The sequence below is a fragment of the Prevotella sp. HMSC077E09 genome, from assembly GCF_001814685.1.
GTDB lineage: Bacteria > Bacteroidota > Bacteroidia > Bacteroidales > Bacteroidaceae > Prevotella > Prevotella oris.
The window spans coordinates 1-14,788 of the sequence record NZ_KV817560.1; the positions used below are offsets into that span (position 1 = coordinate 1).

A 14,788-nucleotide genomic window follows, 5' to 3' on the forward strand; every position below is an offset into this window, starting at 1 on the left:
TATATGCTTATCCACACTAAATATCTACTGTCCCTTTTTATCTGCTTGATTACCAATGGCACCACCGATAACAGCTCCTCCCACCATACCTATGATGGTACCTATGTCAGAGCCTCTTGGACCATCGCTCAAACCTCCTATGGCCGAGCCGAGAATAGCCCCCAGTCCGCTACCCGTATAGGCACCGCTACCGGTATAGGTACCACAACTGCTCAATAGCAGAACCGTGCCTACGGTCATGATGAAAGTCTTCCTCATATTTGTTCTTCTTAATACTGATGCAAAGTTACAGTATTATGTGTTAATAAATTTGTTTTTTCCCTATGAAATAGTAGGGTTTCCCCTAAAAGTAACATAAGGGTAAGTATAAAGATCTTCCCCAAACGTGTTTGCTTGTAGCTTATTGACCTTTGGTTAACGCACACAGTTACTAACGGCTTTTTATGTTTTAATTAACGCTTAGTTGTGTGGTTACTAACGCTTAGTTATCAACTTAGTACATGTTAGTTACAAGACGGCTCTTTCCAGCTTAAGTAAAGCTATTTTCCGGTCGATGCCACCGGCATAGCCTATGAGGTTTCCATTGCTGCCTATTACTCGGTGGCAGGGAATAAAAATACTTATAGGGTTGTGGCCAATGGCATTCCCAACGGCTTGTGCCGAAAAAGTGTTGCGACCTTGTTGATGGGCCCACTTATTGCCCAAGGCCCCATAAGTGGTAGTACAGCCGTAGTTGATATGGCTTAAAAGTTGCCATATCTGCTGCCTGAATAGAGTACCATCCGGGGCAAGAGGAGGCATGTGCAAAGGCCTCTGTCCCAAGAAGTAACTATCGAGCCACCGACAAGCATCTTGCAGTATGGGGGTATTACCAAAATGGGTATTAGGGGGTATGGTTGAGCCAAAATGCTGTTGGCCGTTAAACCATAGTCCGGTAAGCGCACGATCGTTGCCACATAGGGTGATGGGGCCGAGTGGCGAATGGTAAAGATAGAGGTAGTACATGGGCTGCAAACAGTATAATGATAGATGACAAAGGTAAGCATAAATGGTGAGCTTATAAACGATTGCACCTAACAGAATAAGGTGCCAAAAGGGCATAAACGTGGAGATGAAGTAATAAAAGAGGTTAAAATAATGATATGAGTCACATTTGTGACCATGGCGGTGCATGGTGGGCACTATCTTTGTACTTACAACAACCGGGTGATAAGACCAAACCTTACATGTAGGTGGCCTTACCCGATGGTACTATTTTAAATAAAAACAACACGATATGGCACATGGACACGATGTTCTCCACATGATGGAGGGCCACAGTTATCCCACGAAAGAGAGTCTTGTAGAGGCTATTATCGAAAAATTTGGTAGCGATGAACGTTTCCATACTTGCTCTGCTGAAGGTGTGGATGCTGCCGAATTGGTCGATTTCTTAGCCGAAAGAGGCAAGTTTATACCTACTGCAAAGAATGGCTTTACAGTAGATACGGGTAAAATTTGTAATCACTAATAAAGAAACAAATAAGCTATGATTAAAATTTATGGAATGAAAACCTGCCCAGACTGCATGGCAGTAGATAAGCAAGCAGAGGGCAACAACCGTTACGAGGTAATAGATATTGGTGACCACGTAAAATATTTAAAAGAGTTTTTGTATTTGCGCCATAACTCTCCGGCTTTTGCTGAGGCTCGCGAAAAGGGGTATATTGGTATACCCTGCTTTGTGTTAGAAGATGGTACTGTGACCCTCGACCCCGAAAAGGCTGGGTTGGGGAGTGAGCAGCACGAGGCACCATCGTGCAGACTCGATGGCTCAGGGTGCTAATCATCACCTACTTAATCACTACAAGCGCTGAATCATTGTTGTTCATCTGTTGAATAGAATGATTCAGCGCTTTCTATTTTATTGGCGTATAGTGTGTGTTGATGGTCTTATAATGGGCTTCCGGGCAAACCGGCTGAAGTAGTTGAGGCAGCTGTCGCGCCACTCTTGAGCATTAGCAAGTTGGCGTGTCAGCAGTGTGTCTACTTGTTGCCAACGCATGTTATCTATGTAAGGGTGCATGTCGTTATGCCACCAGCTGCGGTATTGTGCCACTTGCGCCACTCCACTGTTATAATGGTGGCACAGCTCTTGCCACAGTGTACGCCCCGATAACATGCGGTGTGTCCACGCCACATGGTGAAACCATAGGAGGTATCTCTCCGGACAGCTGTCTAACTGCTCATAGAGTGCAGCATAGTGGGGTGGATATTGGGCCGTGGCACCGCTGCCGGTAGCTACAGTACGGTCGAACCCCAACCCCAAGGTATCGGCCCGGTGATAGTAGGTAGGGCACCATTCCAAAGGATATTTTGGATTAAACCCTCCCGGTTCGGGACCGTAGTGATGGTCGAATCGGAAGATGTGGTGCAGTCCTAAGGGCATCATATAATCGGTGCAGGTTTCGTGGCTCGACAACATAACATGGCAGAGCTGCTGCTCTTGTTCGGTAGGAAGTTTGAAGGTTTGTCGGCTCCACTCTAAGGCAATATTCTCGGCCGATAGTTGTGGATTCCAAGCCAGCCTGCCAAAGGCATACCAATTGGCTTGTGAAAAAGGATGACCGCACCAATTGTCGGTATCACCGGTATTAGCCACACCGGCTATTCCCACAAGCATAGAGGGCCTCACATAGCTTAGAAACTCTTTCCACATAGGGGCTAAATATACCAAGTGTTTGCTTTGCCCTAAGTATTCTTGCGTGATTTGCAACTCGCCCATCTGTGGGGTATGGTGCATGCGGTAGAAGATGGGGGCAAAGGGTTCGCGTGGTTGAAAGTCGAGCGGTCCGTTTTTAGACTGTAATATCACGTTATCCGCCATTAGACCATCCATCGGTTCAAATTCCGATACAGCTTGTTTTACACGGTCTTCCCCTTTATGATGGGCACCATACACAAACGATCTCCAGATGACACTACCTCCGAAAGGTTTTAGAGCGTTGGCCAGCATATTGGCTCCATCGGCATGTGAGCGCCCATAGTCACCCGGTCCGGGTTGTCCCTCGGAGTTGGCTTTTACCAAGAACCCGCCAAAATCGGGGATGAGTGCATAGATTTCTTTCGCTTTCCGTTGCCACCACATGGCTACATCGGGGCAGAGAGGATCGGCTGTAGAGGTGGCTCCAAGAGCTTTTGGTGTGCCGAAGTTTACCGATAGATAGACCTTAATATGATAAGGTCGCAGTAGTTGAGCTATGGCTTGCACCTTTTCGAGGTAGGGGCGTGTTAGTATAAGGGGCGAGGCATTGACGTTGTTGAGTACGGTGGCATTGATACCTATCGAGGCATTGGCTCTAGCATAGATGGTGAGGCGTCGACGTAGTTGTGGTGTAAGTTCGTGCCCTAATATCTGTTTCCACTTCCAAATACTGTTGCCAGCATAGCCACGCTCCACAGACCCATCGAGGTTATCCCAATGGTTGAGCATACGTAGTTTCCAAACCGGTTGCTCGGTCATGACGAATAGAGATTGGCCATGGTCTTTAGGGGCAGAGGTAAGGAGGCTGTCTAATCCTCCGGTGTTTTGAAGTCGGAGTAGTTGGTAGGCTCCATATAGTAGTCCGGCTGCCGATGATGCAACTATCGTGGCCTTGAGCTGTGGGCACTTTGAAGAGTCTATTTGGCGTACAGTAATGTGGTAGCCCTCACCCAACTGTAGCATGGAGCGCAGGCTGAGCCGTACTTGTGGTCCTAAAGTCCAATGTTGGCGCAACTCTTCGGCTGCAATACCAATAGTAGGAGAGGCTTTTAAAGGTCCTACAACTTGGCAAGGATTAGCCGACCAATGGCAGTCGAGCCAAAGATGCTCACCATTGTTGGCTTTGGCAGTGACAGCGCATAGCAGGAATGAAAGATAAAATAGAACGTATTTCATGTCTGTACATATGGAGTGATAGATCTGTTAAAGTTGTTGTTGATGACAAAGGTACTTCTTTTTCTTTAAAATAATCCTTATCTGTGGTATGCGACTGTTCGCCCTATGTTCCAATGGATAAAGATTTTATGGTGTAGCAAATGGGAAAGGAAATAAAAGACATAAAATGATACACAATGCAAGAAACATGTAACGATGGCGTAAGTAGCTATAAAAATTGATTTGTACTTTTGCATAGTGTTTTATAATAACGATTTTGCTTAACATGAAACAATGGCTCTTTTTCAATATTTGCGTGGCCCTGCTGTCCGTCCTCGTAGGGAGGGCACAGAGTTTCTCGAATCCATCCGTTGTTAGTAGGTCGGCATCCGAGCTGGCCGGTACGTGGGCTGCCGCTGCTGAGTGGACTGGGTCTGCCGACATGCCTCGGTATACTGCATTTGCCGGATATAGTTTACGGCAGGTGCTGAAGGTGAGTGTAGGCAGCCAGCAACTGTCATTATGTTTGAGTAATGAATTCAGTAAAGAACCCTTGGAGATAGAGGCTGTATATGTGGCCGATGCCCTTGACTCGTGCGATATTCACCGTTCTACGGCACGCTACCTTACTTTTAAAGGCCATCGTAAAATTTGTATCGAGGCCGGTACTAAGGTTTCGTCCGACTGGTTGAAGTACGAACTTCGACCATTGCAGAAGCTCGCTGTTACTATTTGCTATGGACGGCAGATTCCTAAAAACATGACTTCGCACCGAGGGTCACGTACCACTTCCTACATAGCAGCAGGATTAGTAGGTGCCAAAGAATGTTTTAAAACGGTAGAAAAAGTAGACCATTGGTATAACATCTGCCAGCTCAATGTGGTAAGTCAAGTCCCGGTGGTAGCTGTGCTGGGTAATTCTTTAACCGATGGGCGAGGCTCAACCACCAATGCACAGAACCGTTGGCCCGATGAAATGTCGCGTGTCTTGCAAACAATTCAACCTACGGCTGTACTCAACTTGGGTATAGGTGGAAACTGTGTAGTGAGTGGTGGTATCAGCCAGCCAGCCTTAAAACGATTTGAACGCGATATATTGGGGCAGGTACGAGTTAACCAACTCATTCTGTTTCAAGGAACCAATGATATTGGAACAAGCCGAATTTCGGCTGAAGAAACGGCCAGCCGCCTCATCGAAGCTTACCGAATACTTATCGGTGAGGCCCATAAAAAAGGAATAAAAGTATATGGTGGCACTATAACCCCATTCAAAGGCAATGCGTGGTATACGGCAGAACACGAAACTGCACGGCAGATGGTGAATACATGGATACGCCATAGTGGTACTTTCGATGGGGTGCTCGACTTTGATGTATTGGTGCGTCAGCCACAAGATGCTCAAAGACTAAAACCAGAATACTCCGATGATTGGTTACACCTTAACCCCACAGGGTATAGGGTTATGGGACAATATGCAGCCCACCAACTGTTACATGATGCCAAAACAATTCCTGATAAATACTGAAATCATATCAACTCCAACAACTACTAATATTAAACAAATATGCCATCTATCCCTACAACCGTTGCCGGGTTCTATCGGCTGAATTGGATTCAGCGTATAGGTTTTGCCTCCGGTGATTTAGCTCAGAATCTCATTTACCAAACAGTGGGTATGTACTTGCTGCTGTTTTATACCAATGTTTATGGACTTCATCCCGTATCAGTATCGCTGATGTTCGGCATTGTTCGCATTATCGATGTTATTTGGGACCCCATCGTGGGCACCTACGTCGATAAGAACAATCCTCGATGGGGTAAATACCGGTCGTACTTGCTTTTGGGTGGTGTACCCCTCACAGGCTTTGCCGTCTTATGCTTTTGGAACGGCTTTTCAGGCTCATTGCTCTACGCTTATGTTACCTATGTAGGCATGTCGATGTGCTACACACTTGTCAATGTCCCTTATGGGGCGTTGAATGCCAGCCTCACGCGCGACACCAACGAGATAACTATCCTTACTTCTGTCCGTATGTTATTTGCCAATATTGGTGGACTGTCTGTTTCGCTCGGCATTCCTATTATTGTGGCGCTGTTATCGCCCGATGGCAAGATGAATACCGTGGACGATGCTGGTGCATGGTTCATGACAATGGGGCTGTATGCCATTATTGGCTGGCTATTGTTGGTCTTTTGCTTTACGCAGACCAAAGAGAGGGTGGTGATGGACGTCAAGCAAACGGCCAATGTCAAGGTCTCTGACCTATGGATAGAGTTTTTGCGCAATAAGCCTTTGCGTATTTTAGCTTTCTTCTTTATCACATCTTTTGCCATGATGGCCATAGGCAATTCGGCCGGCTCTTACTACATGTTGTATAATATTAATGCAACGCCACAGCAAACGGCCATTTTCATGGGCTTAGGCTCAGTGCCGGCTTTTATCTTTATGCCTATGGTACCGGCCATAAAGCGGTTCATCGGCAAGCGGGGCATGTTCTACACTTTCCTTGGTATTGCTATTTTCGGTATGGCTCTGCTCTATGTCATCTCTGTCATCCCGGTGTTAAACCACCAAATATGGTTGGTTGATGTAGCCCAGTTCATCAAATCTACAGGTGTTATTGTGGCTACAGGTTATATGTGGGCATTGGTACCAGAGGTTATTTCGTATGGCGAGTATACCACCGGTAGACGTATATCGGGCATTGTAAATGCGCTTACCGGTATTTTCTATAAGGCAGGTATGGCTCTTGGTGGTATTGTTCCGGGATTGGTACTCTCTTTGGTTCATTTCGACCAGAAGAATGCAGTGATGCAAACAGAACTGGCCCAACAGGGCATTCTGTGGTTGGTATGTGTTATCCCAGCATTACTTTTGGTTGTAAGCATCTTTATAATTTCTCGTTATGAGCTGACTGATGAAGTCATTGATGACATCAACCGGAAAATAGAGTTACGTCAATAACTAATCATCAATAACTATAATGAAAAAAACTTTAGCTATTCTTTGCGCTGCCACCCTATTAGTACCTTCGACTGCGCTGGCACAGCATGCTACCCTAAAAACCACATTGGGACAGCATTTCCTTATAGGTGCGGCACTCAATACCAATGTACCCGATGGCAACGATCCGCGATCGGCCGAGTTGGTGAAGCAGCAATTCAACTCAATTGTTGCCGAAAACTGTATGAAAGGTGAGCGCATACATCCCGAAGAAAGTGTTTATAACTGGACCGATGCCGACCGATTGGTGCAGTTTGGAACCGAGAATGGCATGGCTGTTATAGGCCATTGTCTGATATGGCACTCGCAGGCCCCCCATTGGATGTTTACCGATAAGGATGGAAAAACTGTCAGTAAGTCGGTACTTATAGACCGCATGTACCACCACATTACTACAGTAGTAAGCCGTTATAAAGGTCGCATTAAAGGTTGGGACGTGATAAACGAGGCTTTTAATGATGATGGTACTTTCCGATCTACCCCTTATTACAAAATCATAGGTCCCGAATACTTTGAGCTGGCTTTCCGCTTTGCCCACGAAGCCGACCCCGATGCCGAACTATACTATAACGATTATTCTTTGTCTATGCCGGCTAAGCGCAATGCTGTGTGCCGACTCGTTCGCTCGCTCAAAGCTAAAGGCTGCCGTATAGACGCTGTGGGTATGCAGAGTCATAATGGTACCAACTTCCCAGATTTAACAGAATATGAGAAGAGTATAGAGGCTTTTGCCAAAGAGGGTGTAAAAGTGCAAATGACAGAGTTCGATATCGACATGCTGCCACGTCCGCAGTATTTTTCTGGAGCTGAAGTGAGTCAAGATTTTGCTTACCAAAAGCGGTTAAATCCATATCCTAATGGGCTTCCTCGAAAGATGCGGCAACTCTTCGAACAGCGATACCTCGACTTCTTCTCCATTATTCATCGACAGCAAGACAAAATAGAACGAGTAACCTTTTGGGGCGTTACCGACCGCGACTCGTGGCTTAACGATTGGCCTGTAAAAGGCCGCACTAACTATCCTTTGCTCTTTGATAGGGCTTGGAAAGAAAAGCCAGTAGTACAGAAAATTATCCAATTATTTAAATAACATATGTGGCAGCCTTACCATTTATAGGCATTAGGCTGCCCATTCATCATTTCTTTGTATGAAAGCCAGATATTTATTCCCCAACGATTACATGGCAGACCCTTCTGCCCATGTGTTCAACAACCGTGTTTACATCTATCCCTCGCACGATTGGGATAGTGGGGCCGCCTTCGATGATGATGGTGGCCATTTTCAAATGAAAGACTACCATGCCTTTTCACTTGATGATATAGAAAATGGAGTGGTGACCGACCACGGTATTATTCTCGACCTACCCCATATTCCATGGGCTTCGCAGCAACTTTGGGACAACGATGTAGTAGAACGAGGTGGCAAATATTATCTTATTTTCTGTGCTAAGGATAAAACTCAGACATTCCGTTTGGGAGTGGCCGTGGCTAACCGTCCAGAAGGGCCGTTCGTTCCACAACCCGACCCCATACGAGGCTCTTATAGTATAGACCCCTGTACTTTCAAAGACGACGATGGGCAGATTTACGTCTATTTCGGAGGGATATGGGGTGGACAGTTGCAGCGCTATGCCGGCAATAAATCGTTGGCTGTGGAGCACTTACCACAAGGCTGTGAGCCGGCATTACCACCACGAGTGGCCCGTATGACCGATGATGTGTTACAATTTGCCGAGTCTCCACGCGAAATAGAAATCCTCGATGAAGCTGGCAAGCCTCTATCGGCTGATAACCCACATCGTTTTTTCGAAGCATCGTGGATGCACAAATATCGTGGTCGTTACTACTTTTCTTACTCTACAGGCGACAGCCATCTGCTATGCTATGCAGTAGGTAACAACCCTTATGGACCTTTTACCTACCAAGGTGTTATTTTGGAACCCGTAGTAGGCTGGACCACACATCATAGCATCGTAGCGTTTAAGGGGTGCTGGTATCTTTTTCATCACGACTGTGTACCCTCCAATGACTGTACTTGGTTGCGCAGTATGAAAGTAATGCCATTAGCGTATCGTGAGGATGGCACCATAGTAACCATGAAGAGCGAATAGAAAAAAGGCCTTTACCCCTCGTAGCAGTAGAGGAGAATAGGCATATAAAAGTTGGTGTGACGAGGTAGGCAGACTGTCTTACAGTCCGTCTGCCACTTTGGGAGACGGGCTGAGGTTCGTCTCCTTTTTAGTAGTTATTTTAGAGACTTTATACCTTTTTAGGTGACCAAAGTAGATGAGCAATGAGCAAAATAAAAGAAAGCAGCCTTTTCACAAAGACTGCCCTCCAAGGATTCTTACATTAACTTTATTTATTACTTTGTATACAGTGCAACGATTGTTTCGTATTTTTCTTGCTTGCCCGATACAGGTGTGGGCTCACCATTCTTCTTGGCATAGTCTACCAGCTGTTGCAGCGACATTCTGCCCTCTTCGAAAACTTTGCCTTGGCCGGTATCGAAGCTGGCATAACGTTCTTTCTTCATGGCTGGCAGCTCACTCTGTTCCAATATGGCAGCTGCATTCTCCAGGGCACGGGCCATGGCATCCATGCCACTAATGTGAGCAATGAAGATGTCTTCGGCATCGGTAGAGTTACGACGTATCTTTGCATCGAAGTTGCTACCGCCATTGCCCAATCCACCATTGCGTATAATCTCCATCATGGCTTGTGTCAGTTGGAAGTTATCTATGGGGAATTGGTCGGTATCCCAGCCGTTTTGCTCATCGCCACGGTTGGCATCTATGCTACCCAGCATACCATTGTCTACAGCTACAGCCAACTCGTGCTCAAAGGTGTGGCCGGCTAATGTAGCATGGTTCACTTCGATGTTTACTTTAAAGTCTTTGTCTAAACCATGTGCTCTTAAGAAGCCGATAACCGTCTCGGTATCTACATCGTATTGGTGCTTGGTGGGCTCCATGGGCTTAGGCTCAATTAAGAAAGTGCCGGTAAACCCTTTGCTACGGGCATAGTCGCGGGCAGCTGTCAGCATTTGGGCCAAGTGCTCTTTTTCGCGCTTTTGGTCGGTATTAAGTAAGCTCATATAGCCTTCTCGACCGCCCCAGAACACATAGTTGGTACCACCCAACTTGATGGTGGCATCAATGGCATTTTTTATCTGTACGGCAGCTCTGGCCACAACATCAAAGTTGGGGTTGGTGGCAGCTCCGTTCATGTAGCGTTTGTTGCTAAATACGTTGGCTGTGCCCCAAAGCAGCTTTACATGAGCTTCTTTCATCTTCTCAAGGGCATAGTCGGTAATAGCTTTCATGCGAGCCTCATATTCCTCAATGGTATCTCCTTCTTCTATAAGGTCTATATCGTGAAAACAGAAGTACTCGATGCCCAACTTTTTCATGATTTCGAAGCCGGCATCCATTTTGTCTTTGGCCCGTTGTATAGCATCGTTGGCTTTGTTCCACTCGTAAGTACGGGTGCTGCCTCCAAATTGGTCACCACTGGCATCGCCAAGGGTGTGCCACCAGGCCATAGCAAATTTTAGCCATTCTTTCATGGTTTTGCCCATGACCACCTTATCGGGCTGGTAGTAGTGAAAGGCCATGACATTTTTACTATCCTTTCCTTCGAAAGGAATCTTACCAATTTGAGGGAAAAATTCTTTTGTCATTGTTATTTGTTTTTAGATGTGTTATGTGTATATAAGTTATTGTTTGATGTACTTTTTTAGGGTAGTTTTCCAACGTTCGTAGGCTTCTTGGTATTGGTTGGTATTTTTGCTGTCGGGTTCTATCACTGCCAATCGTTTCAAAGTAGCAAAGGCTTCGGTATGGTCATGGTAAATGCCACAGCCTATACCTGCACCGCGGGCAGCACCTATGCTGCCATCGGTATCGTATAGTTCTATGCTGGCACCACTGGTAGAGGATAGCGTTTCTCTGAAAATGGGACTAAGAAACATGTTGGCCCTTCCGGCATGAATGTGCTGTATGTTCATGCCCATGGTTTGCATCACCTCCATACCATAACAGAACGAGAATACAATACCTTCTTGTGCGGCCCTAATGAGATGGTTGCGAGTATGGTGGTTAAAATTAAGCCCACTGATGGAGCATCCTATCTCTTGGTTTTCTAATACTCGCTCGGCACCATTACCAAAGGGAATAACCGATACGCCATCGCTGCCAATAGGCACTTGGGCACAGAGTTGGTTCATATCTTGGTAGTCTATACCCTCTAAGGCAATGTTGCGACGTACCCACGCATTGAGTATTCCAGTGCCGTTGATACAAAGCAGCACTCCTAAGCGGTCGATGTCGGGAGTGTAGTTAACATGAGCAAAGGTATTGACACGGCTCTTCTTGTCGTAGCCTACCTCTCCCAATACACCGTACACCACCCCCGACGTGCCGGCAGTAGAGGCTATTTCACCGGGGTTGAATACGTTGAGGCTCAAAGCATTATTGGGTTGGTCACCGGCTCGGTAAGCAATAGGGGTACCCGGTTCTAATCCTAACTCTTGGGCCACTTGTGGGCTTACCCTGCTCTGTATGTCGAAAGTGGGTACCACATGGGGTAATAGAGTGGCATCTATGCCGTAGTAGTCGAGTAGGAATTGGGCTACGCGTTTCTCTTTGAAGTCCCAAAATATACCCTCCGACAAGCCACCTATGGTGGTGTTTATGTCGCCACTCAACTTCATGGCGATGTAGTCACCGGGAAGCATGACTTTATAGATACGCTCGTAGATGTGGGGTTCGTTCTCTTTGACCCAAGCCAGCTTGGCAGCGGTAAAATTGCCCGGTGAGTTAAGTAGGTGAGCGAGGCATCGGTTGGCCGACAGCTCATTGAAAGCGCGTTCTCCATAAGGTACGGCTCGTGAGTCGCACCATATAATGGCATCGCGAAGCACCTTTTGCTCCTTGTCTACACACACTAGCCCGTGCATTTGGTAAGATAGGCCTATGGCCTTAATTTGTTGACCTTGAACGTGGGCACTGGCTTTGACTTTTTTTAAGGCGAGACAGGCATTATCCCACCACATCTGTGGGGCTTGTTCGGCCCAACCGGTCTTGATGGCTTTAATGGGGGCTTCGTGTTCGGGGTAGAATGCGGTAGCTACACAGTTGCCACTTTCTATATCTACCAGCGAGGCTTTTACGGAGCTGCTGCCCACATCGAGCCCCAGCAAGTATTGATGGGTTGATGAATAGATGTTCATGTTGGCGTAATATTAATGTAGTAGGTTATTATGTTTTAGGTAAACTGCAAATATAGCTATTTTTGAGAAGAATATGCCGTTTGTAGTTACCTTTTTACATCGTCTTTCTGTGTGGTGGCATATAAACCTATGCAGGCTCCAATGAAACCACCACTGCGACCGGTACTCAGATTGATGGCATCTACCCCTTTGCAGAGCACCTGCCAAGGTTCATTAGCTACAGCATACAAGAAATTGTAGTAACGACCACGGCCTTCTATTTTTAGATGTAAATCACCATCAGGTATTGGTGTCGAGGCTATGATGGTGTGTTGTTTTTCGGCTCTTACCAGCGTTAAGGTGGGCCGACCGTTGAGCAGAGTTTTACCAAAGACAAAGTTGTAGTCTTCGTTTTGCAATAAAGCCATACCGGCTAACTCTTGTTCGGTGCGTGGACTGAAGTCGACAACAGTTTCGGCACAGAAGTTTTCGTGCTGTTGTCGTGTCCATACGGCCGATGGAGATTCCAACTGATAAATGTTGACAGGTAGGGGGGTGATGTGGAGTTGATGATGAGCTACCGACCAGAAAGCAGAGGGGTTGCGCAGGAACATCCAGCGACTGTTGAGCTGCTGACTGTCGAAGCTATCGTGATAACAAAAATTACCACTCATGGGTTGTTCGCCATTGGGGCACAGATTAGCTTTCTCGCCAATGGGACTAATGGCCTTACCTTTTTCTAAAATTTCGGGCCAGCCGTCCTTCCATGTTACCGGCAGCAAATAAGTGTCGCGACCGGTATTGTAAAAGTCGTCCTCGTAGGGTCTACAAGCCAAGAATACGGCCCACCAATCTCCCGTTTTGCTCTGTACCATATCGGCATGCCCAGCACTCGTTACCACATTGGGGCGTTGAGGCGATAGACCTGTGCGTTGAGTAAGAATGGGGTTATGAGGATTCTCCTCCCATGGTCCCATGGGGGTTGGGGCTCGCAATATAACTTCGCTGTGCCAGCCACCGGTGCCACCCTCTGCACACATGAGATAGTAATATTTGCCTATGCGGTACAGATGTGGCCCTTCTATCCAAATGGGGTGGGGCTCTACATGGGTGCCACCGCGTACAATCTCCTTATGATGGCCCACAATGCTATCGCCCTTAACATCGAACTTGAAAATACGAATAGCCCGTTGACCATTGTACTCGGTGGTACCATCTACCGGGCCGTTGTGTACAATGTAGCCCTGCCCATTTTTGTCGAAGAAGAAGGAGGGATCTATACCATTTATTTTTGGTAAGTAGATAGGGTCGCTCCAGCCTTTTTCTGGATTCTTGCTCTTCACGAAAAAGTTACCACGTCCCACATTGGTGGTAATCATGTAGAAAGTTTTGTTGTTCTCGTTATAGGTAATGGCAGGAGCAAATATGCCTCCCGATACCCTTTGGTGTTCTAATGGTAGCTGTGAGGGCCTATCGAGTACATGCCCTACCAATTGCCAATGCACTAAATCCTTGCTCTTGTGTAGAGGTACACCGGGATAGAAACTGAACGACGAGTTAACCAAATAATAGGTATCACCGGCACGGCAGATTGAGGGGTCGGGGTAAAAGCCGGCCAATATAGGGTTGTAATATTGCTTGGTGGGATTGATGGGTTGACTGAATCGTGTATCGTTTCCTTGGTAATCGAAACTCTTGAAGTGGGCTGTTTGGGCATGGGCCGATAAACAGACCGACAACGAGAGTAGTAATTTAATGGGCAATTTTCTCATGATGAGGAAGTTTGTTTTGATGTATGGTAATTGTTATTAGATACTTCTCCAACCCATGGAGAGTAGGTGTTGTTAAGTGATTGCAAATATACATTAATGCCATATAAGACATTTTCGTTGGTGTTTCTAAAACTTTCTTTTTTGTTTCACATCCCGTGTTTATGCCATATAGCAGTACTTTCAATGGTATTTTTGTTACATTTTAGGCCTATGAAATATGGTTTTGGCGAGGTCATGGCGTAGTTCCAATTCTTGAATATGGCAGGTAGAAAATAAAATTGCTTTGTTTTACAAACGATGTTAGTAAACATGAGGAAAAGATTTCGTTTTTCCCCAGATATACATCTTCTTTTTTCCACTATTATAGGAAAGAGTTTAGGTGATAACCTTTTTTATGAAAAATATTGACAAAATACCCCCTGAAAACTTTTGTCGTGGGCAAGAACCAATAGAAGAATGTGATATACGCGATAAATGGGTAGTATAGATAAAGTATTGATAATTAGAGTTTTATGATTATTAATGGGTAGGAAATATGGCGAAATAGCCATAAAAGTGGTGTAACTCAGCGTTAGTTAAGTGGTTGCTGGGGCCAAATAAGAAGGTTGTTGCAGTGTAGTTGTGAGTTAGAAGCGTGTTAGTTATGAGAATTTGTGGCCAAGAGGGGGCGCAGATACTGAAAAAGAGGCATAGAAAAAGCTCCTTTCGGTACTCCCATCTGTGTAGATGGTGCATTTGAAAGGAGCTTAAAAATGGTAATAAATATTTACAATATAGCACTGTGGCAAGGTTGCATTACTTGCCTTGCAGGGCATCGGCAAAGCCACCATAAGCCGGCTTGCGATGGTAGTTGGCATCCCATAGACCTATACGCCAGTTCGGGATAAGAAAGTTCTCTAAAA

The 14,788-nt window shown here is 46.0% G+C and carries 11 protein-coding genes and 1 pseudogene; 6 read left to right on the plus strand and 6 right to left on the minus strand.

The window, feature by feature from the left end; genetic code table 11:
* Nucleotides 1-27: 27 nt before the first annotated feature.
* Together HMPREF2983_RS07055 and HMPREF2983_RS07060 are read right to left on the minus strand one after the other, a co-directional pair.
* Nucleotides 28-258 (minus strand): annotated as a pseudogene (locus tag HMPREF2983_RS07055) (glycine zipper domain-containing protein); the annotation flags it as partial.
* Between the two features lie 249 nt (nt 259-507).
* Nucleotides 508-1,101 (minus strand): methylated-DNA--[protein]-cysteine S-methyltransferase, encoded by a 594-nt coding sequence (locus tag HMPREF2983_RS07060; protein WP_371441351.1) that lies wholly within the window; start codon nt 1,099-1,101, stop codon nt 508-510.
* Between the two features lie 175 nt (nt 1,102-1,276).
* Between HMPREF2983_RS07060 and HMPREF2983_RS07065 the strand changes: the two genes are divergently transcribed.
* Both HMPREF2983_RS07065 and HMPREF2983_RS07070 read left to right on the plus strand, forming a co-directional pair.
* A complete protein-coding gene (locus HMPREF2983_RS07065) occupies nt 1,277-1,510 on the plus strand; it encodes a YecH family metal-binding protein (protein WP_070667524.1) in 234 nt (77 codons plus the stop codon).
* 18 nt (nt 1,511-1,528) lie between these two features.
* Complete coding sequence (locus tag HMPREF2983_RS07070) at nt 1,529-1,825, plus strand: glutaredoxin-related protein (RefSeq protein ID WP_070667525.1); 297 nt, start codon at nt 1,529-1,531, stop codon at nt 1,823-1,825.
* A gap of 78 nt (nt 1,826-1,903) precedes the next feature.
* Here HMPREF2983_RS07070 and HMPREF2983_RS07075 read toward each other — a convergent pair whose 3' ends face one another.
* Nucleotides 1,904-3,919: an alpha-glucuronidase gene (locus tag HMPREF2983_RS07075; protein WP_070667526.1), complete on the minus strand. Its 2,016-nt coding sequence runs from the start codon at nt 3,917-3,919 to the stop codon at nt 1,904-1,906.
* 265 nt (nt 3,920-4,184) lie between these two features.
* On the opposite strand from HMPREF2983_RS07075, the gene HMPREF2983_RS07080 reads away from it, so the two are divergent.
* From HMPREF2983_RS07080 to HMPREF2983_RS07095, 4 genes are read left to right on the plus strand one after another with little or no spacing between them, the layout of a single operon-like run.
* Nucleotides 4,185-5,423, plus strand: a complete 1,239-nt coding sequence (locus tag HMPREF2983_RS07080) for an SGNH/GDSL hydrolase family protein (protein ID WP_070667527.1) — start codon at nt 4,185-4,187, stop codon at nt 5,421-5,423.
* Between the two features lie 39 nt (nt 5,424-5,462).
* On the plus strand, nt 5,463-6,863 hold the full coding sequence (locus HMPREF2983_RS07085; protein ID WP_070667528.1) for an MFS transporter: 1,401 nt from the start codon (nt 5,463-5,465) through the stop codon (nt 6,861-6,863).
* A gap of 19 nt (nt 6,864-6,882) precedes the next feature.
* Entirely contained in the window at nt 6,883-7,992 is a 1,110-nt protein-coding gene (locus HMPREF2983_RS07090) for an endo-1,4-beta-xylanase (protein WP_070667529.1), read from the plus strand.
* A gap of 58 nt (nt 7,993-8,050) precedes the next feature.
* Nucleotides 8,051-9,013 carry a glycoside hydrolase family 43 protein gene (locus HMPREF2983_RS07095; protein WP_070667530.1) on the plus strand — a complete coding sequence of 321 codons (963 nt, stop codon included), beginning with the start codon at nt 8,051-8,053 and terminating at the stop codon, nt 9,011-9,013.
* Nucleotides 9,014-9,267: 254 nt separating this feature from the next.
* Here HMPREF2983_RS07095 and xylA read toward each other — a convergent pair whose 3' ends face one another.
* The 3 genes from xylA to HMPREF2983_RS07110 form a co-directional block, all read right to left on the minus strand.
* Nucleotides 9,268-10,584 (minus strand): xylose isomerase, encoded by a 1,317-nt coding sequence (gene xylA, locus HMPREF2983_RS07100; RefSeq protein WP_070667531.1) that lies wholly within the window; start codon nt 10,582-10,584, stop codon nt 9,268-9,270.
* A 36-nt stretch (nt 10,585-10,620) separates the two neighbouring features.
* On the minus strand, nt 10,621-12,135 hold the full coding sequence (locus HMPREF2983_RS07105) for a xylulokinase (protein ID WP_070667532.1): 1,515 nt from the start codon (nt 12,133-12,135) through the stop codon (nt 10,621-10,623).
* 86 nt (nt 12,136-12,221) lie between these two features.
* On the minus strand, nt 12,222-13,886 hold the full coding sequence (locus HMPREF2983_RS07110) for a glycoside hydrolase family 43 protein (RefSeq protein ID WP_070667533.1): 1,665 nt from the start codon (nt 13,884-13,886) through the stop codon (nt 12,222-12,224).
* Nucleotides 13,887-14,788 lie beyond the last annotated feature (902 nt).

What these genes read in the sequence shown, in the direction of transcription:
- HMPREF2983_RS07060 (WP_371441351.1), bottom strand. Translation starts at nt 1,101, where the DNA reads ATGCCCTTTTGGCACCTTATTCTGTTAGGTGCAATCGTTTATAAGCTC.
- HMPREF2983_RS07065 (WP_070667524.1), top strand. Translation starts at nt 1,277, where the DNA reads ATGGCACATGGACACGATGTTCTCCACATGATGGAGGGCCACAGTTAT.
- HMPREF2983_RS07070 (WP_070667525.1), top strand. Translation starts at nt 1,529, where the DNA reads ATGATTAAAATTTATGGAATGAAAACCTGCCCAGACTGCATGGCAGTA.
- HMPREF2983_RS07075 (WP_070667526.1), bottom strand. Translation starts at nt 3,919, where the DNA reads ATGAAATACGTTCTATTTTATCTTTCATTCCTGCTATGCGCTGTCACT.
- HMPREF2983_RS07080 (WP_070667527.1), top strand. Translation starts at nt 4,185, where the DNA reads ATGAAACAATGGCTCTTTTTCAATATTTGCGTGGCCCTGCTGTCCGTC.
- HMPREF2983_RS07085 (WP_070667528.1), top strand. Translation starts at nt 5,463, where the DNA reads ATGCCATCTATCCCTACAACCGTTGCCGGGTTCTATCGGCTGAATTGG.
- HMPREF2983_RS07090 (WP_070667529.1), top strand. Translation starts at nt 6,883, where the DNA reads ATGAAAAAAACTTTAGCTATTCTTTGCGCTGCCACCCTATTAGTACCT.
- HMPREF2983_RS07095 (WP_070667530.1), top strand. Translation starts at nt 8,051, where the DNA reads ATGAAAGCCAGATATTTATTCCCCAACGATTACATGGCAGACCCTTCT.
- xylA (WP_070667531.1), bottom strand. Translation starts at nt 10,584, where the DNA reads ATGACAAAAGAATTTTTCCCTCAAATTGGTAAGATTCCTTTCGAAGGA.
- HMPREF2983_RS07105 (WP_070667532.1), bottom strand. Translation starts at nt 12,135, where the DNA reads ATGAACATCTATTCATCAACCCATCAATACTTGCTGGGGCTCGATGTG.
- HMPREF2983_RS07110 (WP_070667533.1), bottom strand. Translation starts at nt 13,886, where the DNA reads ATGAGAAAATTGCCCATTAAATTACTACTCTCGTTGTCGGTCTGTTTA.